The organism is Hydrogenophaga sp. (genome assembly GCF_051858985.1).
Taxonomy (GTDB): domain Bacteria; phylum Pseudomonadota; class Gammaproteobacteria; order Burkholderiales; family Burkholderiaceae_C; genus Hydrogenophaga.
On record NZ_JBHYGM010000001.1, the window covers coordinates 915,867 to 936,413 of the forward strand.

Sequence of the window (20,547 nt, forward strand, 5' to 3'; positions counted from 1 at the left end):
GGCACAAGGCCGCTGCTTCCCAACCACCACCCTTGGAGACACCATGAACACACTGAACCGCCGCGTGGCCCTTGCCCTGCTGGTCGCCGCACCCCTTGCCCCTCTTGCCGCCCACGCCCAGGAATGGAAGCCCGATCGTGCGGTGACCATCGTGGTGCCCTTCCCGCCCGGCGGCACCGCCGACCAGGTGGCGCGTCTGGTGGCGGTGGAAATGGAGAAGTCGCTCGGCCAGCGCTTCGTGGTGACCAACCAGCCCGGTGCCACCGGCGCCATTGGTGCGCGCGCGGTGCGCGATGCGCCCAAGGACGGCTACACCTGGCTGGGCACCGCGCACCGGCTGGTGGGCACCTACGGCATCATGGGCGACGTGAAGGTCGGGCTCGACGAGTTCCACCAGTTCCTGGCCATCACCAACGTGCCCGTGATCAGCGTGGCCGCCAACTCGCCCTACAACGATTTCGGCGCCCTGCTCGCTGCGCTCAAGGACAAACCCGGCCAGCTCACAGTGGGCACCGCCGGCCCGGCCACCAGCGGCCACTTCGCCATGGAAGCGGTGGCACAGACCGTGAACATCAAGTACCGCCACGTCACCTACCAGGGTGGCGCTCCGGCGGTCCTGTCCACCGTGTCGGGCGAGACCATCATCAACGCCGAACTGGCCAGCGACCAGGCCGAGATGATCCGCGCCAAGCGTCTCAAGCCGCTGGCGGCCCTGAGCAACGCGCCGCTGGAGATCAAGGGCCACGGCTCCATTCCGTCGATCAAGCAGTGGATTCCCAACCTGCCGGCCGTGACCACGCAGTTCGGCATCCTGATTCCGAAGGGTGTGCCGCAGAACGTGGTGGACACCGTGACCAAGCTGTGGAACGAGAAGATGGCGAAGTCGCCCCAGCTTGCCACCTGGGCCGAAGAGCGCGGTGCGCTCATGACGGTGCTCGCCGGCAAGGCGGCGGAAGACGCGGTGAACCCCACCGTGGTGTCGTCGGCCTGGATGATGCATGCGGCTGGCCTCACGAAAGCCTCGCCGGAAACGATCGGCATCCCTCCCCTGGGCCGTTGAAGCACCACCGCAGGGCGCTTCGCGAATGAACCGCAAGGACATCGCCGCGGGCCTGCTGCTGCTGGCGATGGGCGCGTTTGCGCTCTTCGCCGGCCGCGGGCTGGCACTCACGAACTTCGACGCCATGGGCCCGGGCTATTTCCCGCGCGCGCTCTCGGCCATGTTGTGCGTGCTCGGCGCTTTGATCCTGGCCAATGGCCTGCGCAAGGGCCGCGCAGCCACGCCCGGCCTGGACGCCGATGCGGGCGGCACGCCGTGGCGCGCCATCGCGTGGATCAGCCTGGCGCTGCTGTGGTTCGGACTGACGGTTCGCGTGCTGGGCCTGGGCCCGGCGCTGGGCGGCGCGGTGCTGCTGGCGTGTGCCGCCAGCCCGCGCTCCAGCGTGCGGTCCAGCCTGTTGCTGGCCACCGGCATGGTGTTGTTCTCGTGGCTGGTGTTCGTCTATTTCCTGCGCATGCCGGTGCCAATGCTGGGTACCTGGCTAACCTGACATGGAACTCCTCGACAACCTCGCCCTGGGTTTTGCCACCAGCCTGAGCTGGCAGAACCTGCTGATCTGCTTCGTTGGTGTGCTGCTCGGCACGCTGGTGGGGGTGCTGCCCGGCATCGGGCCGGTCGCCACCATTTCCATGCTGCTGCCCATCACCTTCGTGATGCCACCGGTGGCCGCCCTCATCATGATGGCGGGCATCTACTACGGCACGCAGTACGGCGGCTCGACCACCGCCATCCTCATCAACATGCCGGGCGAAGCCTCGTCCATCGTCACCGCGCTCGACGGCCACCAGATGGCGCGGCAGGGCCGCGCCGGCACCGCACTGGCCACCGCTGCGCTGGGCTCTTTCTTCGCCGGCACCTGCGCCACGCTGCTGGTGGCGCTGCTCGCACCGCCGCTCACGGAACTGGCCCTCAAGGTGGGCTCGCCCGAATATTTCGCGCTGATGGTGCTGGGTCTCATTGCCTCGATCACGCTGGCACAGGGTTCGGTGCTGAAGGCCCTGGCCATGCTGGTGCTCGGGGTGCTGCTGGGCACCGTGGGGCAGGACCTGGACAGTGGCACCGAACGCTTCACCTTCGGCCTGCCGGAGCTCGCCGACGGCCTGGAATTCGTGGCCATGGCCATGGGACTCTTCGGCATCTGCGAGATCTTTCGCAACCTGGAGATCGGCCGCTCACGCAGCGCAGAGGTGAGCGCCGTGGGTGGCCTCATGCCCACGCGCGAAGACTTCCGGCAGATGGTCAAGCCCATGTTGCGCGGCACGGCGCTGGGTTCGGCGCTGGGCGTGCTGCCCGGGGGTGGCGCCATCCTCGCGTCGTTCGCGTCGTACTCGCTGGAGAAGAAGCTGGCTGCCCAGCCCCAGCGCTTCGGCAAGGGCGCGATCGAAGGCATTGCCGGCCCGGAATCGGCCAACAACGCCGCTGCCCAGACCTCGTTCATTCCCATGCTCACGCTGGGCATTCCCGCCAGCCCCGTGCTGGCGCTGATGATCGGCGCCCTCATCGTGCAGGGCATCACGCCCGGCCCCACGGTGATGCTGCAGCAGCCCTCGCTGTTCTGGGGGCTGATCTGCTCCATGTGGATCGGCAACGCCATGCTGCTGGTGCTGAACCTGCCGTTGGTGGGCATCTGGGTGCGGCTGCTCACGGTGCGCTACCACCTGCTCTATCCCATCATCGTGGGCTTCTGCTGCATCGGCGTGCTCAGCATCTCCAACAACGTCTTCCACGTGTACTCGCTGATCGGCTTCGGCCTCATCGGCTACCTGCTCATGCGCCTCGATTTCGAACCCGCACCGCTGCTGCTGGGCTTCGTCATCGGCCCGCTGCTGGAAGTGAATTTCCGTCGCTCACTGGTGCTCTCGGCCGGCGACCCGATCATCTTCATCGAGCGCCCGGCGACCGCGGTGATGCTGGCGCTGGCCGCGCTCGCGCTGATCGTGGCAGCCTTGCCCGCCATGCGCCGCCGGCGCGACCACACCTTCGTGGAGTGAGGCGCCACACCGGCCGGTGCGCGACCTTCAGAGCGCCGTGGGTGTTGCCGCGCGCATGGCTTCGACGAAGCGCCGCAGCCTCACCGGGTAGAAGCTGGCGTAGGGGTAGACCAGGTGCAGCGGCAGCGCCGGCGCCTGCCATTGCGGCGCCAGGTGCACGAGGCGACCTTGCGCAAGGTCGTCCCTGAGCATCCACGCCGACGCCACGCAGACGCCCAGACCCATCACGGCCGCATTGCGCAGCGCGTACAGGCTGTCGGTGCTCAGGCGGGGACGGATCGCAACCTGCCGCGTCTCACCGGAGACCGCGTGCGACAGCGTCACTTCGGTGCGGTAGTAGGTGCGCAGCGCCATCCAGGGCAGGCCCGCGAGTTCGTCGGGGTGTTCGGGCACCGGCTGTCCCTGCAGCACACCAGGCGCGGCCACCACGATGCGCGGCACATCCATCAGTTTGATCGACACCACCGACGGGTCGCGCACTTCGCCCACGCGCAAGGCGCAGTCGATGCCTTCGCCGATCAGGTCGCGTTCGTCGTCGCGCAGCAGCCAGTCGACGTTGACGCGAGGATTGCGCCGCAGGAATTCGGTGAGGGGTCGCACGAAATGCTCCTGGCCCAACGCGTGGGGCGCGAGCACGCGCAAGTGGCCCTGCGCCTCCTCGCCCACGCCGCGCACTTCGGATTCGAACGAGTCCCAGCTCTCCAGCAAAGTCTTGGCGCGCTCGAAGCAACGCTCGCCGTCTTGCGTGAGGCGCATGCCGCGCGTGGAGCGCTGCAGCAGCCGCACGCCCAGCGTGCGTTCCAGCGCCTGCAATCGCCGGCTCACGGTGGGCTGCGTGGTGCCCATCTGTGCGGCCGCACCCGAGAGGCTGCCCGCCTCGACGATGCGCACGAAGGTCTGCATGAGGTACAGGCGGTCGCCACTGGCGGTTTCATTCATGCGTCCATCGTATATGTGAAGTGCCAAAATCGGCTCTACCAGCAGCCAGAAGGCTGTGCCAGACTCGCGTCCAGACGAAAAACCTAGGGTTAACACCATGTCTTCCATGCCTGCCTCGAATACATTCACCCCGCCCGCTGCCGGTACCGGGCTCTCCAGCGGCCTCACCCTGCTGCTGGCCACGGGTGCGGGCCTCTCGGTGGCTTCGCTCTATTACAGCCAGCCCATGCTGGGCGTGATCGGGGCCGACATCCAGGCGAGCGATCAGGCGATCGGCCTGGTGCCCACGCTCACGCTGCTGGGTTACGCCGCCGGCATCCTGTTCACCGCGCCGCTGGGCGACCGGCACGACCGGCGCACGCTGATCCTCATCAAGGTGGTGCTGCTGGTGCTGGCGCTGCTGGCCGCGGCGTGGTCGCCTTCGGTGGTGCCGCTGCTGGCCGCCAGCCTGGCCATGGGCATTGCCGCCACGCTGGCGCAGGACATCGTGCCCGCGGCCGCCACGCTCGCGCCCGACGCACAGCGCGGCCGCCTGGTGGGCACGGTGATGACCGGCCTGTTGCTGGGCATCCTGCTCTCACGCGTGGTGAGCGGCTTCACCGCCGAGCACCTGGGCTGGCGCGCCATGTTCCTTTGTGCCGCGCTCGCCACCGCCGGGCTGGGCGTGGCGCTGTGGCGTTTCCTGCCGAGCTTCCGGCCCACCACGCAACTGCCCTACGGCGCACTGCTCGCGTCGCTCGGTGGCTTGTGGCGGCAACACGCTGCAGTGCGCCGCGCGGCGCTGGCGCAGGCCTCGCTGGCGGTGGGATTCAGCGCCGTGTGGTCCACGCTGGCACTGTGGCTGCACGGCGCGCCGTACCACCTGGGCAGCGCGGCGGCTGGCGCCTTCGGGCTGGCCGGTGCGGCTGGCGCGCTCGCCGCACCGGTGTTCGGCCGCCTGGCAGATCGGCACGGTGCACAGCGGACAACGTTGTATGCCGCGGGCATCGCCGCCGTGTCGTTCGCTTCCATGGCTCTGATCCCCTGGCTGCCGCTGCACCTGCAGCTGGTGTGGCTGGCGGTGGCGATCGTCGGCTTCGACCTGGGCTTCCAGGGCGCTCTCGTCTCTCACCAGACCATCATCTACGCCGCCGACCCGGCCGCGCGCAGCCGGCTCAATGCGCTGCTCTTCGTCGCCATGTTCGGCGGCATGGGGCTGGGCGCCGCCCTGGGCAGCACGCTCTACGCGCAAGCCGGCTGGATGGGCGTGACCGCGCTGGCCACCGGCGCGGGCCTGGTGGCACTGGCGATGCGCTGGCGCGCCGCGCGGGCCTGACCCGCGCCATGTCCCGTGCCGGTCAGACGCCGCCAGTGGGGTGCGTCGGATCCACCCACAACACCTGTTCGGGCTTCTCCACCGGCTCGATGTCCAGGTTCACCGCCACCGCCTGGCCGTCGCTGCGGCACAGCACGCATTCGAGCACCTCGGTCGGGCTGGCGTTGATCTCCTGGTGCGGCACGAACGGCGGCACGTAGATGAAATCACCCGGACCGGCTTCGGCGGTGAATTCGAGCTGCTCGCCCCAGCGCATGCGCGCGCGGCCGCGCACCACGTAGATCACGCTCTCCAGAGGCCCGTGGTGGTGCGCGCCGGTCTTCGCGTTGGCGTGGATGGTGACGGTGCCTGCCCAGAGCTTCTGCGCGCCCACACGCGCAAAATTGATGGCGGCCTTGCGGTCCATGCCGGGCGTGGAAGGCACGTTGCCATCGAGCTGGTTGCCGGGAATCACGCGCACGCCGTCGTGCTTCCAGGCGGCGTCATGCGGATGGTCGTGATCGTGGGTGTGCTGGGTCATGGTGCGACGTTCAATGCGGGATGGCACAGTGTGCCAGCCGATGTGCCCCGCATCACGGAAAATGGCACGTTCCCCCCGAAGCCGCCTGGAGATTCCCTTGCCCCTGCCCCCACCCCAAGCCCGCACCCCCATGCACACCCGACGGGTGGAATACCGCGGCTTCCGACGCGACGACGGCCTGTGGGACATCGAAGGCGAACTGCACGACAGCAAGCCACACGACATTGACCTGATGGCCGGCGAACACATCGCCGCTGGCGATCCCATTCACCACATGCGCCTGCGGGTGACCTTCGACGAAGCCATGGTGATCCGCGACATCGCGGTGGCCATGGACGCCTTTCCGCACGAACCCTGCCCGCAGGCCATGCCCCCGATGCGGGGCATGGTGGGCGAGGTGCTGGGCCGGGGCTGGCGCCACACCATCCAGCGCCACCTGGGCGGCGTGCAGGGCTGCACGCACCTGCGCGAACTGCTCTTCAACCTGGCCACCGCCGCGTTCCAGACGCGCACGGGGGTTTTCTCGCCCTCCGGCGACGGCAGACCACCGGCCCATCTGGGCCAGTGCGTGGGCTGGGACTTCAACGGCCCGGTGGTGGAGAAGGTGTATCCCATGTTCTTCCGCTGGCAGCCGCCCGCGCGCGACACCGCCGCTTGACACCACCCCACGCGCTCGCGTGAAATGCCGCCCGTGGATTCACCACAGGAGGCGGAGAACATGAAGAAGAGAAGCTGGATGCGAGCCCTGCTCGCCGGGTTGATGGCGCTCGTGCTGCTGGCGGCCACGGCCCTGGGCATCGGCGTGTTTCTTGCGGAACGCAAGATGCAGCGCTTCGTGGACGTGCCGGTGAAGCCGGTGCCGTTTCGCGACGACGCCGCCTCGCTGGAACGCGGCAAATACCTGTTTGCCTCGCGCGGCTGCGTGGACTGCCACGGCAGCGCCGGCACCGGTCGAACCTTTGCGGATGACGGTGGTCTGGTGATTGCAGGCCCCAACATCACCACCGGCCCTGGCGGCGTGGTGGCGGGCTACCAGCCAGTGGACTGGGTGCGCGCCATCCGGCACGGCGTCAGCCCCAAGGGCCGACCGCTCATGATCATGCCCAGCGAGGACTACAACCGCTTCACCGACGACGACCTCGCTTCGCTCGTCGCCTATGTGCGTGCGCTGCCGCCCGCCAGCGGCCAAGGCACCGTGCTCCAGCTGCCGCTGCCCGTGAAGGCCCTGTACGGTTTTGGCGCCATCAAGGACGCGGCCGCCCGCATTGACCACAGCCTGCCGCCGCAGCAACCGGTGCCCGAGGGCGTGACCATGGACCACGGCAAATACGTGGCCAACATGTGCATCGGCTGCCACCGCGAAGGCTTCGTCGGCGGCAAGATCCCCGGCGGCCCACCCGACTGGCCACCCGCGTCCAGGCTGGCGCCCGGTGAAGGCAGCGTGATGGGCCGTTACGCGGACGCTGAATCCATGATCACGATGTTTCGCAGCGGGAAACGGCCCGACGGCTCGGCCGTGCAGGTGATGCCCTTCGAGTCGCTGCGGGAGATGAGCGAGACCGATCTGCGGGCCTTGCACCTCTACTTGAAGTCGCTGCCGGGGGCGACCCGGTGAATGCAAACCTGGATGCCTTCTACGCAGCCCTGAAGGCGCTTTCCGCGTCGGACCTGGCGGCCTGCGTGACACCCGACTTCGTGCTGGACTGGCAGGGAACGCCGAGCATTCCCTGGGCGGGCACCTGGCACGGCGTCGATGGGCTCATGTCGTTCGTGAAGGAACTCAATGCCAGCGTCGAGGTTCTCGATGTTCAACGCCTCCACCAACTGCAAGACGCTTCCGTGACCGTGGTCGTGTTGCGCGGGCACTGGAGGATGAAGGCCACCGGTCAGGAAATCCGGGCAACGGCCTGCAATCTCTTCACCTTTGAAGGCAGCCGCATCCGGTCTTATGCGGTGCTGAACAACACCGCCGCTTTCGCTGAAGGCCTGGGCTAGACCTGCAACGAACCGCGAAAACCGCGGACCGCGTAGTACGACTGCGCGCCGTTGTGGTACGTGAACACCACGCCATAGCGGCGGTCGCAGAACAGGGCACCGCCGAGCTTTCTGATGTCTGGGGGCGTCTGGATCCAGCTTGAGGTTTTCGTGTCGAATTCGCCCAGGGCCTGAAGCGCGCGGTATTGCGCTTCCGTCAGCAACTCGATGCCCATGGACGCTGCCATGTCGACAGCGCTGTCTTGCGGCCTGTGCTCCTTGCGCGACTCCAAGCCTTCCCGGTCGTAACACACGCTTCGGCGGCCGGCCGGGCTTTCCGCTGAGCAATCGCAGAAGACGAAGGTGCCGGCCGCTGCGTCGTGCCCCACCACATCGGGTTCGCCCCCCGTGGCTTCCATCTTCTCGAGCGATGCCAGCGCGGCGGGCCTGGCCTTGAGGCGTTCCTGCACGGCGGACCATGCGAGGCCCGGATGGCGGTGCATGTTCGACTCGAAGCGGCTCTTGAGCGATTGGAGCAACGGGTCCTGGGTTTGCTGCTTCATGGGGGGCTCCTGAATGGCCTGGGCTAGGCGGAGCGTAACAGCCGCATTGAACGAAATACCAATAGGGGGTACTGGTATCGTCAACCCCAACGAGCCAGAGCGCCTCACGGAAATCAAGACCCCGTCGCTATACTGCGCCGGTCACGCGAAAAAGGCGTGATCGGGATTGGTCTCCCGTTTGTGCTCCCTGCAGCGAAAGCCGCAGGGTCTGTGTCCGCAGAGTCTGCGGCTTCTTCGCTCGTGCCTCCTTTATGGCGGCTCGGGCGGGGGGCCGCAAGGCCCGCCGGAATCCGCAGGGAGCACCCGGTAGACCAACCCGTTCGGGCCGCCGCCACCGTTGCACATCGCAGCGGTGGCGGCGGTGATGCAACCCCAAAACCTACAGGGAGCACCACATGGTCACGGCACCCATTCACCCCCGCATCCACCTGCTCGCCGCCAGGGCAGAGAGCCACGCGGCTTCCCTCTCCACCACGCTCAACGCCCTGGTCGAGCTGGAAAAGTTCGTGTCCATCGGACGCACCACCGAAGACGAAGACATGGCCCAACTGCGAACCAGCCTGGGCCGCCTCATGCGCGCACTTCACGAAGACATGCAGCGGCGGATCGGGCTGGTGGCGGACGCGACGGCGGAGTTGCGGGCGGTGGTGGAAGGGAATGGAATGGCCGGGGGGTGAGCGGCTTGGACGAAGAAATCTCCGTTCGCCAAATCGACTGGGTGTCTGGTTCAGACTGAACTGAGTCATTCGCAGGCAGAGGCTTGTGTGGCCGCTGCGTTCATCAGACGTTTGCTGGGAAGCGGCTCGTATGACGTCCAGCCTATCATCTATGCCGAGTTAGCTGAACCGCCGACATTCGTAGCCCGGCGCTAAAGTGCCGCAAGACCTTCGCCAAATCAAGGATTTTTCATGAGCGCATTGGTTCCAAAACCACCCATGCAACTGGTCGACCCGCAGGCACAAATTGTGGTCGACTTCCTTCGAAGCATGGGCCTACCCCACGACAACATCATTGCCGCCCAAGACCAGCGGTCGATCATTGGGCAGAACTTGCCAGCGTATATCGAAGGCCTTCCCAAAGAGGTCAAGCAGGACGCGCGGTATCTATCAAAGTTCGTGGTGGGCGCCGGCTTTGGCCTCTTCGACTACTCGCTGAACGCGATCTGGAATGAGGTCGTATTGGACCTTCATAAGAAGGCCATCGCCTATGGGTTGGAAATCTTCTACAACGCGGCGGTGGGCGGCAAAGCCCGCGAGTTCTACCAGACCGAAGACGATCTGCGCTCGATCAAGGATGCGGTGCTGCTCGACACGTGCAGAAAATTGGAGTTGATCAGCGAGACGACGCACAAGAAGCTCAAGCACATCCTCGACATGCGAAATGACATTGGCATCTCGCATCCAACGAATTACACAATCAACGCCTTTGAGCTGCTAGGTTGGCTCACCACATGCATCCAGGACGTTTTGAATGACCGGCCGACTCCCGCAGCACTGCAGGTACAAGCCTTCATCCAGAATCTGAAGCAGCACACACAGCCTTTGGATACAACAAACGTCGCGAACATAGCCCAGAAGATTAACGCGCTAGCATCTCATCACTGCGGGAACATCCTGCGCACGATGTTCGGTATCTACGTGGCGCCGGATACCGACCCACAGGTTCGAAAGAACATTTCCTTGCTCGCAGTTTCTGTCTGGGCCGCCAGCAGCGATGACGCCAAGTACGCGTTGGGCCTGACCTTAGAGGGCTATAACACCAACCTCTACCAGGACAAGTATGTCCTAGGCGAGCAGTTCTTCCAGTCGGTTAAAGGAAACGCGTTCAGATCAAATGCCGAACGCGGCATCATTGTCGATGGCCTTATCGACGAACTCTTGGCGAAACACAACGGTTGGGACAACTTTCACCACGAAGGACCAGCCGCTGACGCGGTGATGTCCTTTATCAATCATCAGCAAGATTTTCTGCCGAATTTCGCCTTCAAGCTGATCAAGGTATTCCTCTTGTGCCGGATCGGGCGAGGGATTCCCTATAACAGCGGCGTCTCGCCACGCGGGCGCGTTTACTACGACCGCCTGCTCACGTTGTTGGGCGATCAGTATGCTCCTATGGCCTTGGTTGCGCTGTCGCACTACGAGATACAGACCCAACTGGACAAGGAAATCTGTAGGCAACAGGCCGTCGCCGCACTGCAGGTATTGAAGACCACGGTCGTCAACGCTCGTCTAGTTGAAGCCATCGACTTCCTGCTTGCACACCTTTTCGCTAATGGCAAGGCAGTGTTTGACACGCGGTTCAAGGCATTGACCGCAGGCTACATTAACTGGACGTGAGGAATACTCAGCACAGCGTCATCACGCTGCGCGTGCGGCGCGCTCATTCCCGCCGACCGTTTCTTGGTACGGCAACTGGCGACTCCATGACCGATAGGCGGGCAGCAACGTAAGCTCAAGAGCAGTGGCCGAAGGTCAGGTATCGCCGCAGAGCCTTAGTTCGAACTCCGAGGGCCGCTCCATATTAAGCGCGGTCATTTGGCGCCTCCGGTCGAAAGACAACTGCCGGCCTTGATCTGTCATGCGTAATCTATGGGAGTTGCTGCTTGGAGGCTATTGACTGGTGAGGAAAGCCGCAAAATTTGATCGGCAGGTCGGGGATGTAGCTTCGATTGTCGTGGCCCACTGAAGGCTAGAGGCGCATGATTCTGAGATTGAGATCCGCTTGGGCTAGCTTGTCAAAGTCCTTGTCGCAAGTCACCAACGTCAGATCGTGTGTCAGGGCCATCGCGGCGATCCAGATGTCGTTCTCTGTGATTTGCAGCGTGTTGGCCGGCCAATCATCGCTCCAGCGCTCCGGGGGCACCCCCTTGAGTTTGCCTTGCGCGGCCTTGCGCGGGGCGACCTTCCAGGCCCATCTTGAGCGCAGCTGACCTTGTTCAATGGCGACATGGCGAGTCACTTCCAAAGGCTCTGAGAGCGCGCCTGCGGCCTGAATACGCCCGCGCACTGCATCCGTGGCGGTCTGGTTGGGCTTGGGCGAGCGCCTTTCGTACATGTTCAGGCCGAACTGCATCTCCGCCAACGAGATCACACAGATGAAGAGCCGCTGTTCTTGTCCGGCGAGCTGATCCTTGAAGGCGATGGCCTTGGCATGCAGCGAATCGTCTTGGTTCAACAAGGCCGACAGAGCACTGGTATCGAGAAGGAACATAGATCGTCCTTCACACCAGGTCGAAAACGTCAGCCACACTCTTTGGCAACGGTTCCATCAGTGTGCGCCAAGCAGCCCTGATCTCAGCGTTGCTCATGGCCAACCGCTTGTGCAACGAAATTGCAGCATCGTCGCTCGCTGTGCCTGGGTAGCCCCCGAAGGTCATACGACTGGGCCGTTGGCCGTCGCCCATGAAACGCAACAACTCGCGCTCCAGCCTGGGTGGGAGGTCATACGCCCTCAGAACGAGCGCATCAATCTCCATGAGGAGGTCTTGCGCTGATTTGGGGCGCGAGGAAAACAAGGGCCCATCGTCACCCTCGCAAGCCGACAGGTATTCGCCGATCAAACTCTCCACCTCACGCGAAATACGCGCCGAAGGCAGCGGCAGTTTCTGCAGCGTCTCCTTGCGCAGATGCTTTTGCTCGTCGTGTGCAAAGCTGAAAGCATTTGCCACAGGCGAATTCAAGATCGCGCACAGTTCGAGCAGACTCAGCGATGGTTCCTGCGATTCCCGCAACCAAATTCCGTAGAACTGCTGCGACACCAGCAATCCATCCGTATCCACGGTAGCAGCCAGGCGCCATGGACCACGAGACGTCCGGATCGCGTTGGCAATGAGCTTTGGGGATTCCCAAGGGTAGTTGATCGCCCCTCCGCGCAAGTTCGATGCACGGGCATCCAGATAGACCGCCTGCTTGACCTCGAACTGTGCAAGCGACTCGCCTGAACGATGCAAGCCACGCTGGAAACCCGGCGCGGCCTTGCGCCGGCTGGCCTCGCTCTGGTCCGTTGCCCATTCCAGTCCGCGATGCATTTCGACCACGCTGCCGAGCACCGGCGATCCGGCAAGGTAGTCCCATACGCGCCGGAGCGGTCGCAGAGCCACTAGTCCCGGCGACTCGCGGGGATCCACCTGGACCATATCGCTGCTGGATGTCTGCAAGGTCTGGGTAAAACGCGGCCAGTCGGCACGCCGCACGACACTCTTGCGAAGAGTGGTTTCGTCGCGTGCGTCTTCGTCGCGCCGGCATTGGGCGATCAGGATCTCCGCGCCGATCGAGGCGTGACGAAACACGCCTTCTGGCAACTGCATCACCTCGACGTCGCCATATATCTCGCAGATGCGCCGAATGTGCTCCCGGTAGACTTTGTGCGAAGAAAACCCGCTGGGCATCACAACGCCCAAGAACGACGGTGGCGTCTTCACGATGGCGTCCAGCAGCACCACGGGCTTGTGGACGGATAAACCGGAGAGCGGCTCGTCGAAATCTTCAAACGGCGGGTTGCACAGCAGCACATCGCATTGGCTGACGCGTTCGGCTAGGCGACCGGGTTGGAACAAGTCCTCGCGCGTGATGCGCCAGCCGTTGTGATTCGGATAGTCGGCCAGGATCAGTGCTAGCCGGGCAATCTCGCAAGCGAACGGATCGATCTCGCTGGCCACGAAGTGGCTCACGAGATGCTCATGCACCTTGGCCACGGACCAGGATTGCGGAAAAAGTTCCTTGAACCGCCGCAGGGCTGCCGTCAGGAAGACACAGGCGCCTGCGAAGGGCTCATAGACGCGTAGCTGCGCGGCCGCATTGCCCTCCGGCAGTCGCAACGATCGGATCACATAGTCTGCGGCGCTGTACGGTGTGCTGTGCGTGCCGAAAGCCTTGCGGGTTTCCGGCGTGATGAGCGTGCTCTCGTAGACGAACGCCAAATCGTCCGCCGCAACATTGCGCACGTACAAGCCTTCGCGCAAGGCCAGCCATGCAGCGGCGAGCTGCGTCACGCGAGTCTTGGTCCATTGAAGCCGCTGCGCGGGCAGCGAGTACAGCGACTCCACGGTGGCCACGACCTGGCGCGGATCGTCCGCATCGACGGATGCCACCCGGGTGTCTTCCCTGTCGATCAGTATCTTGCCTGCCAGCAGTCGGAAAACCAGCGGGAACAGCACCTCGTAATGCGCCTGTAGCGAAAGCTGGCCCGTGGCGACTTTCTCTCCATTGAAATGGGAGAGGAACTGCGTCAGCATGTCGTCCAGCGCCAACTGCGTATTCGCCTGGATGGCGTACAAGGTGCGTGGATCGAATAACAGCCCTGTGTTCTGGGCATCATCGCGAACTTGGAGCGCTTTGAGGTGGCGGATGGAGCCAGGGCCGAACTTCGCCCTGTCCGTCAGCAGCGTCTGCCACTCAGATGCGGGCGTGCTGCCAAGCTGGGTGGCTCCGCTGGGCGTGTAGGTCCACATCGAAGCCTCGTCGCCCTCGATGACGACGAGGAATGGCGCCCCTAGGCTGCGCGTGGCCTCCGCAGCTTCGCGCGCGGTTTCGTTCACAGCAGTGCGAACCACACCTAGCGCTGCAGTGCGGTACGAGGCGGGCCCGTCCCAAAATGCGGCGGCGTCTACCTCGCGCACCGGTCGCGCGGGGAGGTCCACTGCCGCGAATCGAAATCCTTGGAAGACGTCCGCAGCGCGGTAGCCAAGGTGGGTCAAGGAAGTCCTGAGAACTTGTGCGTTGTAGCTCACAGCGTCCTCCTTGACTGTTCAACGTTTCCTACCGTGGCAGGAGTCTGAGCGGTCGCCGGAACAGGCTCTGCCGCAACCGTCGCAGAACCGATTGCCTGAGGCCCGAAACCCAATTCGCGCTGGCCCCAATTGAGCTGCGCACGCCCGGGCAATAGATACTCGTCCACTGCCTGGAAAATCGGAGCCAGCGGAACCAGCAGCCCTTCTCCGACACTCTCCGTGGCCTCCACATATCGGACCTCGGGCGGTTCAAACGACAGCAACAAGCGGGCGGTGGCCGAAACCGGCCTTGGGCCAGACAGCACAGAGCGCACGGCATCCGAAAAACCCGCCACCATGCCTCGCTGCAGACCATACCGGGATTCCAATTGGGAGCACGCCCGCACCACCAGCAGATCCTGCGCGGTGTACTGCTTCGCCACCCGCACTTGCGTGTTGCGGCTGGCATAGGCCGGCATGGCATCCAGCAAACCACGCATCTGATCGCGTGTGTATCCACTGATGGCCAACAGGTCAGAAATGGTTAAAGATCGACTACTCATCTCTGCCTCCTTCGCGCAATACTGTGTATTCTATGCGCAGAACTGAGCGTTGAGAGCGCAGAATTGCGTATTTGACGTTCACGATTTGGCACTTTGGCCTCACAGCTCGACATGAACTTGTGAAGCAAGTATTCGATGAATGGACCGATAAACCGTACCGGTGAGTGAGAGAAATACGTACCGCTCGGAAGCATTCCTGGCTCGCCGCGGTCCGAGGGCGACTGATCTCGCATAGCTGCTGCCTGGAAATTGAAGCTATGCCGAACGACTGCTTTATGCGGCTGAGGGTGAGTACAGTCCCGGGTGGTTCACGGTCGGGAATCGCTGCACAAGCGACCTTCAAGCGGCATTGACCAGTCTTCAAACCAGACCGCGACTCATCATCTGACCAACCGTCTCGTCACCCGAGATCCTTACCCCACCCCCGCCCACACACCATCAAGCGACCGCCTCGCTCAACACCCTTAGCAGATCCTCCTGATCGACGGGCTTGTGAAGGACGGCGCGGAATCCGGCTTCACCCAGCTCTGCACCGTCTTCGGCAGAGATCTGACCGCTCATGAGCACCACCGGCGGGGGTGAATTGGTGGATGCGATGCGGCGAGCCAGCTGGAGCCCGTTCAGTTTCGGCATCGACAGATCGGTCAGGACCGCGTCCCATTTCCCGCCCTCGGACTGGAAGTGTTCCCACGCCTCTTCACCGTCGCGGGTGCGGGTGACCACCCAGCCTTGCCGCTCCAGCAGCGCGCTCCAGGCATCACGGACCAGCGCGTCGTCCTCGGCATAGAGCAGCCTTTTCTTCGGGCCCTGCGTCACGGCGAAACCGTGCGTCCTCAGATTCCAGACCGCTTCTCCCTTGGCGGGCATGACCAGCGTGAAACAGGCTCCCTGCCCCGGTGTGCTGCTGACGCCCACGCCGCCTGAATGACGGGCCATGATGCCGTGCACCACCGACAACCCCAGGCCGGTGCCCTTGCCGATCGCCTTGGTCGTGAAGAACGGGTCAAAGATGCGATCCAGATGCTCCGGCGCGATGCCCGGGCCCTCGTCGCTCACGCTGAGCGTGATGTACCGGCCCCGCGGCAACTGACCCAACATCGCGCAGCCGGCTCCGCTGGCCAATTCGGTGGACTCTTTCGATTCCAGCACGAGCGAGATCGCGCCTTTGCCGTCCATGGCGTCGCAGGCATTGATCAGCAGATTGACGATCACCTGCTTCATCTGCGTCGAATCGGCCTCGATCCAGTCGTCCTCGATCCGACAATCCACCTCCAGCGTGCAGCGGCCCATGAGGCCGAAACCCACCAGGGTGCGCGCCTCGTCGATGATGGCGCTCAGGCGCAGGCGCTCCAGGCGCGGCGTCGACTGGCGGCTGAACGCCAGCAGTTGCTTCATGAGTCCCGAGCCGTGCTGAATGGACTTCAAGGCTTGCTCGAGCGACGAGGCGCTGGGGTGGCCAGTGGCAAGATCCTCCTGGGCCAGCCGCACCCAACCCGAAATGGCGGCCAGCGAATTGTTGAAATCGTGGGCGATGCCGCTCGTGAAGCGACCCAGCGCCTCGGTCTTCTGGCTCTGCGCGAGTTGCAGGTGCAGCGCCTCCTGACGCTCATGCGCCTGCCTTTGCTGTGCGGCATCCTCCCGGTTCCGGTCGAGGAGCCGATTGATGCCCCTGGCCAGATCCGCCAGTTCGTCGTCCCCCCCGACCGAGAGCTTGCCGTCGCTGTCGATGCCCGCGCGGGTGACTTCCGACAATTCGACATGCACGCGCTGCAAGCGCCGAAGGACAAGGTGATTGAGCAGGAGCACCAGAAGGGTTCCCACCACGAGGCCCGCCAAAGCCACCTGCAGGGCCGCCACCAGCGCCAGGGAGCGGCCTGCCTGATGCAGGTGCCTTTCCAGCTCGAGCACCAGAAAAGCCACTGGCCTTCCCTCGTGATCGAGCACGGGTGCCCTGGATTCGGTCCGGGTGTGATCGACAGGCAGGACACCGCCTGCCAGACTGGCGGGCGCGGCGTCCGTGAAGCTCAGGCGAACGGGATGCATCAGGATGTCGCTGAAACGCGCCAGCTCCTTCGCGTCGAATCGCCGGACCATCGCCAGCGCACCGTGGGGGGCGCTGCCCGGCTCGAACTGGCTGCGCACGGCGGCAATCGACACCAGGTACAGGTTTCCGTCCATGCGCCGGTAGGTGCGCATCACCGTCTGGCTGGTTCGATCCGAAAGCACCGACACCGCCAGGCTGCGCACCATCTGCGAGATGCTTTCGGAGACCGGCTGCAACGACGGATCTTCGGTGAGCTCAGCACCAGCGATGGGTCGACCGAGCACATCGAGCACCAGTACGTGGTCGATGCCGAGGTACTTCAGGTTGTCGGTGCCGAAATTCTCCGAGAAGTAGTCTGGCTTCGAGCCCTTCGCGAACTCCACCGTGTCGGTCCAGTAGGCGTAGTCCATGAGCGTGGCGCTCAGGCCCTGGAGCTGCTGATTGAGCAGCCGGCCGGCGCGCTCGCCTTCCACCTTGAACTGATCGCGTTCCAGTTCTTCGAAGGATGCCGTGATCGAGTGGCGCGAGACCAGCACCGAAGCGAGCGTGAGAACGCCGATGGTCGAGACGACCAGCAGCCAGGCCTTGTACTGAAGTTTCATGGTGGTTGGATCATCGGCAAGCTGCAGACGCTTTCGGTCGGCCTCGGGCCACACACCGTGCGTTATTTGTCTTTATCGGCACAGCCAGACAGAAGATGACCCGGGAACTCACCCATGCAGACAGCGACCCGGCAGTTCACCGCATGGGCACTGGCGTCTGCCAGCGCGCGAACACCGACGCTCACTCCACCAACGCCCCGTACACCAGCCCCCGCATCACCGACCGGTAGTGAATCCGCTGGTTCGGGGCCTGCGCCATGAAGATGGCGAACAGTTCCTGTGCGGGGTCGACAAAGAAGTGGGTGCCGCCGATGCCGCTCCAGTGGTAGGTGCCCAGCGAGCCGGGCACGGGCGCCACGCCGGCTTCGGTGCGCACGGCAAAGCCCAGGCCGAAGCCGTGGCCGGGGGGCAGCAGGGGGTTGTTGGCGTGGTCAATGGCGCTGCCCAAGTGGTCGGCGGTCATCCAGGCCAGCGTGCAGGGTGACAGCAGGCGCTGACCATCGAGTTCGCCGCCGTTGCAGAGGCATTGCAGGAAGCGCGCGTAGTCGTGCAGCGTGGACATGAGTCCGCCGCCGCCCATCTCCAGCGCGGGTACCTCGCGCGGGTCGTGCATGGGCATCTGCGTGCCACCGTCGGGGTCGTGTTCGAACGCTTCGGCAATGCGGTGGTGCTGTTCGGGGGGCACGAAGAAAGCCGTGTCGTTCATGCCCAGGGGTTGCAGGATGGCTTCGCGCAGGAAGGCGCCCAGCGGCTGGCCTGTGATGACCTCGATCACGCGGCCCAGCACGTCGGTGGCGCGGCTGTAGGCCCAGGTGGTGCCGGGATGGTGGGCCAGCGGCAGCGCGGCCAGTCGCTCGCACAGTTCGGCGTTGGTTTGCTGCCGGTCGCCCAGGCCGGCCTGCGAATAGAGCTGGTTGACATGCCCGTTGCCGGTGAATTCGTACGTGAGGCCGGCGGTGTGTCGCAGCAGATCCTGCACGGTGCTGGGCCGCGCGGCGGGCACCAGATCGATGCCCTGCAGCGTGGACACGGCGACCTGCTGGTGCAGGAAGCCAGGCACGTACTTGCCCACCGGGTCGCCCAGCAGCAGGCGGCCCTGCTCCACCAGCATCAGGGCGGCCAACGAGACGATGGGCTTGGTCATGGAATAGATGCGGAAGATCGCGTCGGTGCCCATGGGGACGTTGCGCGCCGGGTCGAGCAGACCCACGGCGGCATCCAGCACCACGCGGCCGCGCCGCGATACCAGCACCGACGCGCCGGGCAGGCGGCCGCTGTCCACGTCGCGCTGCAGCGCCTGCACGATGCCCTGCGTGCGTTCGGGGCTCATCCCCACGTCGGCCGGCGTGGCCGTTTTCAAACCCTGCATGGTCTCAGCCTCCGAATCGTTGGCGAGCGAGCGCGGCACCCTTGGCCAGGGCCTCGAGCTTGGCCACCGCCACCTCGCGGTCCATGGGCGCGAGGCCGCAGTTGGTGCAGGCGATCAGGCGGTTTTTCGGCACGTATTTCAGCGCCAGCGCAATGGTGTCGGCCACCTGCTCGGGTGTTTCCACCACCGCGCTCGCCACATCGATCACGCCCACCATCACGTCCTTGCCATCGAGCAGCGCCATCAGGTCGGGCGGCACGTGCGAATGGAAGCACTCCAGGCTCACTTGCTGGATGCGGCTTTTCGCGAGCGCGGGAAACACCTGCTCGTACTGACGCCATTCCTCACCCAGCGTCTGCTTCCAGTCGACGTTGGCCTGGATGCCGTAGCCGTAGCAGATGTGGACCGCCGTGGTGCAGGTGAGCCCCTGCGCCGCACGCTCCAGCGCAGCCACACCCCAATCGGCAGCGTCCTGCATGTAGACGTTGAAGGCCGGCTCGTCGAACTGCACGATGTCCACGCCATCGGCCTGCAGCGCCAGCGCTTCCTGGTTCAGCAGCTCGGCGAAGGCAAAGGCCATCTTCACCCTGCCTTCGGCATTTCCACCATAGAAGCGGTCGGCCACCGTGTCCACGATCGTCATGGGGCCGGGCAGCGTGAACTTGAGCTTCTTCCTTGTGTGCGCGCGGGCCAGTTGCGCCTCGAACGCGTGCACACGGCCCTTCAGGCGCAGCGGCGCCACCACCTGCGGCACTATGGCGTCGTAGCGGTTGTTGCGGATGCCCATCTTCACCTTGTTGGCGAAATCGATGCCTTCGACCTGTTCCAGGAAGCCGTGCACGAAATGCTGGCGCGCCTGTTCGCCGTCGCCGATCACGTCCAGCCCCGCGTCCTCCTGCGCCTTGATCCACAGCAGCGTGGCGTCTGCCTTGGCCTGCTGCAGTTCGGGGCCGGCGGACTTCCATTGCGGCCAGAGTTTTTCGGTCTCGGCCAGCCAGGCCGGTTTGGGCAGGCTGCCTGCGGTGGCGGTTTCGAACATGGCGTCTCCAGTCGTTGTTTCAGGGCATTGTTTACCGGGGGAGCACCGGCGCCTTCAGGCCAGCACCCTCGGCACGGCCGCCACCAGCATGGCCACGCCCGAGAGACTGAGCAAGCTGAGCACCAGGCGCCGAAAGGCCAGATCGCTCAGGCCCACGTACACCCGCGCGCCGATCAGCGAAGGCACCAGCAGCGCCACCGCCACCATCGGCAACAGCGGCCACATGTCACGCGTCACCAGGCCGCTGGCCACGTAGCCCGCCATGGTGAAGGCGAGCGCCGCGAGGTTGAAGTTCTGGATGATGGCGCGCTGCTCGTCCTTGGCCATGCCGCGCAAGGTGCACCACAGCGTGGGCACCACGCCGGTGAATCCGCCGATGCCGCCCATGAAACCGCCCACCGCGCCGGCCACGCCATCGGCCACGCGGCCGCCACCGGAGACCTTGGGCAGTCGGGACGAGAACAGCATGATCGGGCAGCACACCACCAGCACACCGCCCAGCGCGAGCTTGAACAGATCCGCATCCAGGTGCGGCAACACCGCGATGCCCAGTGGGACACCCACCGCCCCGCCCGCCAGGAACGGCGCGAGCGCCGCCAGGTGGAAGCGACGCCGGCTCGACACCGCGGCCACCACCTGACCCGTGAGCGAGCCGAACACCGCCATCACGGCGGCCACGCTCGGCTCGATGCCCCAGACCCAGAACGACATGGCCACCATGCCGAAAGCGAAGCCGGAAAGCCCCTGCACAAAGCCCGCCACGGCAGCCCCGGCGACGAGCAGCCAGAGCTCCGCCGTCATGCCGTTTTATTGGGAAAAGGGGCCATTGTGGGAGTTTGCCAGCCAAAGGCGCACAATACG

19 protein-coding genes are annotated in these 20,547 nt (G+C 64.8%); 9 read left to right on the forward strand and 10 right to left on the reverse strand.

Features of this window, described 5'->3' with window-relative positions; all coding sequences use genetic code 11:
- Window positions 1–43 precede the first annotated feature (43 nt).
- The 3 genes from ACTIEY_RS04505 to ACTIEY_RS04515 are packed head-to-tail and all read left to right on the forward strand — an operon-like array spanning window position 44 to window position 3,051.
- Entirely contained in the window at window positions 44–1,060 is a 1,017-nt protein-coding gene (locus tag ACTIEY_RS04505) for a Bug family tripartite tricarboxylate transporter substrate binding protein (RefSeq protein ID WP_439517889.1), read from the forward strand.
- Window positions 1,061–1,085: 25 nt separating this feature from the next.
- Window positions 1,086–1,550, forward strand: coding sequence for a tripartite tricarboxylate transporter TctB family protein (locus tag ACTIEY_RS04510; protein ID WP_439517890.1), 465 nt, complete (start codon window positions 1,086–1,088; stop codon window positions 1,548–1,550).
- Between the two features lies 1 nt (window position 1,551).
- Window positions 1,552–3,051 carry a tripartite tricarboxylate transporter permease gene (locus ACTIEY_RS04515; RefSeq protein ID WP_439517891.1) on the forward strand — a complete coding sequence of 500 codons (1,500 nt, stop codon included), beginning with the start codon at window positions 1,552–1,554 and terminating at the stop codon, window positions 3,049–3,051.
- Between the two features lie 27 nt (window positions 3,052–3,078).
- Here ACTIEY_RS04515 and ACTIEY_RS04520 read toward each other — a convergent pair whose 3' ends face one another.
- Window positions 3,079–3,990 (reverse strand): LysR family transcriptional regulator, encoded by a 912-nt coding sequence (locus ACTIEY_RS04520; protein ID WP_439517892.1) that lies wholly within the window; start codon window positions 3,988–3,990, stop codon window positions 3,079–3,081.
- A gap of 106 nt (window positions 3,991–4,096) precedes the next feature.
- On the opposite strand from ACTIEY_RS04520, the gene ACTIEY_RS04525 reads away from it, so the two are divergent.
- Window positions 4,097–5,305 carry an MFS transporter gene (locus tag ACTIEY_RS04525; RefSeq protein ID WP_439518276.1) on the forward strand — a complete coding sequence of 403 codons (1,209 nt, stop codon included), beginning with the start codon at window positions 4,097–4,099 and terminating at the stop codon, window positions 5,303–5,305.
- A 22-nt stretch (window positions 5,306–5,327) separates the two neighbouring features.
- On the opposite strand, the gene ACTIEY_RS04530 is transcribed toward ACTIEY_RS04525, so the two are convergent.
- Entirely contained in the window at window positions 5,328–5,825 is a 498-nt protein-coding gene (locus ACTIEY_RS04530) for a cupin domain-containing protein (protein ID WP_439517893.1), read from the reverse strand.
- 130 nt (window positions 5,826–5,955) lie between these two features.
- On the opposite strand from ACTIEY_RS04530, the gene ACTIEY_RS04535 reads away from it, so the two are divergent.
- From ACTIEY_RS04535 to ACTIEY_RS04545, 3 genes are read left to right on the forward strand one after another with little or no spacing between them, the layout of a single operon-like run.
- A complete protein-coding gene (locus ACTIEY_RS04535) occupies window positions 5,956–6,483 on the forward strand; it encodes a DUF2889 domain-containing protein (protein WP_439517894.1) in 528 nt (175 codons plus the stop codon).
- 60 nt (window positions 6,484–6,543) lie between these two features.
- Window positions 6,544–7,440, forward strand: coding sequence for a c-type cytochrome (locus ACTIEY_RS04540; protein WP_439517895.1), 897 nt, complete (start codon window positions 6,544–6,546; stop codon window positions 7,438–7,440).
- Window positions 7,437–7,820 (forward strand): nuclear transport factor 2 family protein, encoded by a 384-nt coding sequence (locus tag ACTIEY_RS04545; protein ID WP_439517896.1) that lies wholly within the window; start codon window positions 7,437–7,439, stop codon window positions 7,818–7,820. Before ACTIEY_RS04540 ends, ACTIEY_RS04545 begins: the two co-directional genes overlap by 4 nt.
- On the opposite strand, the gene ACTIEY_RS04550 is transcribed toward ACTIEY_RS04545, so the two are convergent.
- Entirely contained in the window at window positions 7,817–8,362 is a 546-nt protein-coding gene (locus ACTIEY_RS04550) for a DUF4256 domain-containing protein (RefSeq protein ID WP_439517897.1), read from the reverse strand. The two genes, ACTIEY_RS04545 and ACTIEY_RS04550, sit on opposite strands and share 4 nt — an antisense overlap.
- A 395-nt stretch (window positions 8,363–8,757) precedes the next feature.
- Here ACTIEY_RS04550 and ACTIEY_RS04555 point away from each other — a divergent pair, with 395 nt between their 5' ends.
- Together ACTIEY_RS04555 and ACTIEY_RS04560 are read left to right on the forward strand one after the other, a co-directional pair.
- Window positions 8,758–9,039, forward strand: coding sequence for a hypothetical protein (locus tag ACTIEY_RS04555; protein ID WP_439517898.1), 282 nt, complete (start codon window positions 8,758–8,760; stop codon window positions 9,037–9,039).
- A gap of 231 nt (window positions 9,040–9,270) precedes the next feature.
- Entirely contained in the window at window positions 9,271–10,698 is a 1,428-nt protein-coding gene (locus ACTIEY_RS04560) for a hypothetical protein (RefSeq protein ID WP_439517899.1), read from the forward strand.
- Window positions 10,699–11,050: 352 nt separating this feature from the next.
- Here ACTIEY_RS04560 and ACTIEY_RS04565 read toward each other — a convergent pair whose 3' ends face one another.
- The 7 genes from ACTIEY_RS04565 to ACTIEY_RS04595 form a co-directional block, all read right to left on the reverse strand.
- Entirely contained in the window at window positions 11,051–11,572 is a 522-nt protein-coding gene (locus ACTIEY_RS04565) for a PIN domain-containing protein (protein WP_439517900.1), read from the reverse strand.
- Between the two features lie 10 nt (window positions 11,573–11,582).
- Complete coding sequence (locus ACTIEY_RS04570) at window positions 11,583–14,090, reverse strand: TaqI-like C-terminal specificity domain-containing protein (protein ID WP_439517901.1); 2,508 nt, start codon at window positions 14,088–14,090, stop codon at window positions 11,583–11,585.
- Window positions 14,087–14,632 carry a hypothetical protein gene (locus ACTIEY_RS04575; protein ID WP_439517902.1) on the reverse strand — a complete coding sequence of 182 codons (546 nt, stop codon included), beginning with the start codon at window positions 14,630–14,632 and terminating at the stop codon, window positions 14,087–14,089. The genes ACTIEY_RS04570 and ACTIEY_RS04575 overlap by 4 nt, the downstream gene beginning before the upstream one ends.
- Before the next feature lie 438 nt (window positions 14,633–15,070).
- Entirely contained in the window at window positions 15,071–17,278 is a 2,208-nt protein-coding gene (locus tag ACTIEY_RS04580; protein WP_439517903.1) for an ATP-binding protein, read from the reverse strand.
- A gap of 181 nt (window positions 17,279–17,459) precedes the next feature.
- Window positions 17,460–18,647: a serine hydrolase domain-containing protein gene (locus ACTIEY_RS04585; RefSeq protein ID WP_439517904.1), complete on the reverse strand. Its 1,188-nt coding sequence runs from the start codon at window positions 18,645–18,647 to the stop codon at window positions 17,460–17,462.
- Between the two features lie 4 nt (window positions 18,648–18,651).
- Window positions 18,652–19,686, reverse strand: coding sequence for a methionine synthase (locus tag ACTIEY_RS04590; RefSeq protein WP_439517905.1), 1,035 nt, complete (start codon window positions 19,684–19,686; stop codon window positions 18,652–18,654).
- A gap of 54 nt (window positions 19,687–19,740) precedes the next feature.
- On the reverse strand, window positions 19,741–20,487 hold the full coding sequence (locus ACTIEY_RS04595; RefSeq protein WP_439517906.1) for a sulfite exporter TauE/SafE family protein: 747 nt from the start codon (window positions 20,485–20,487) through the stop codon (window positions 19,741–19,743).
- Window positions 20,488–20,547 lie beyond the last annotated feature (60 nt).

Coding starts and splice junctions, on each gene's coding strand:
- ACTIEY_RS04505 (WP_439517889.1), top strand. CDS start 44: ATGAACACACTGAACCGCCGCGTGGCCCTTGCCCTGCTGGTCGCCGCA.
- ACTIEY_RS04510 (WP_439517890.1), top strand. CDS start 1,086: ATGAACCGCAAGGACATCGCCGCGGGCCTGCTGCTGCTGGCGATGGGC.
- ACTIEY_RS04515 (WP_439517891.1), top strand. CDS start 1,552: ATGGAACTCCTCGACAACCTCGCCCTGGGTTTTGCCACCAGCCTGAGC.
- ACTIEY_RS04520 (WP_439517892.1), bottom strand. CDS start 3,990: ATGAATGAAACCGCCAGTGGCGACCGCCTGTACCTCATGCAGACCTTC.
- ACTIEY_RS04525 (WP_439518276.1), top strand. CDS start 4,097: ATGCCTGCCTCGAATACATTCACCCCGCCCGCTGCCGGTACCGGGCTC.
- ACTIEY_RS04530 (WP_439517893.1), bottom strand. CDS start 5,825: ATGACCCAGCACACCCACGATCACGACCATCCGCATGACGCCGCCTGG.
- ACTIEY_RS04535 (WP_439517894.1), top strand. CDS start 5,956: ATGCACACCCGACGGGTGGAATACCGCGGCTTCCGACGCGACGACGGC.
- ACTIEY_RS04540 (WP_439517895.1), top strand. CDS start 6,544: ATGAAGAAGAGAAGCTGGATGCGAGCCCTGCTCGCCGGGTTGATGGCG.
- ACTIEY_RS04550 (WP_439517897.1), bottom strand. CDS start 8,362: ATGAAGCAGCAAACCCAGGACCCGTTGCTCCAATCGCTCAAGAGCCGC.
- ACTIEY_RS04555 (WP_439517898.1), top strand. CDS start 8,758: ATGGTCACGGCACCCATTCACCCCCGCATCCACCTGCTCGCCGCCAGG.
- ACTIEY_RS04560 (WP_439517899.1), top strand. CDS start 9,271: ATGAGCGCATTGGTTCCAAAACCACCCATGCAACTGGTCGACCCGCAG.
- ACTIEY_RS04565 (WP_439517900.1), bottom strand. CDS start 11,572: ATGTTCCTTCTCGATACCAGTGCTCTGTCGGCCTTGTTGAACCAAGAC.
- ACTIEY_RS04575 (WP_439517902.1), bottom strand. CDS start 14,632: ATGAGTAGTCGATCTTTAACCATTTCTGACCTGTTGGCCATCAGTGGA.
- ACTIEY_RS04580 (WP_439517903.1), bottom strand. CDS start 17,278: ATGAAACTTCAGTACAAGGCCTGGCTGCTGGTCGTCTCGACCATCGGC.
- ACTIEY_RS04585 (WP_439517904.1), bottom strand. CDS start 18,647: ATGCAGGGTTTGAAAACGGCCACGCCGGCCGACGTGGGGATGAGCCCC.
- ACTIEY_RS04590 (WP_439517905.1), bottom strand. CDS start 19,686: ATGTTCGAAACCGCCACCGCAGGCAGCCTGCCCAAACCGGCCTGGCTG.
- ACTIEY_RS04595 (WP_439517906.1), bottom strand. CDS start 20,487: ATGACGGCGGAGCTCTGGCTGCTCGTCGCCGGGGCTGCCGTGGCGGGC.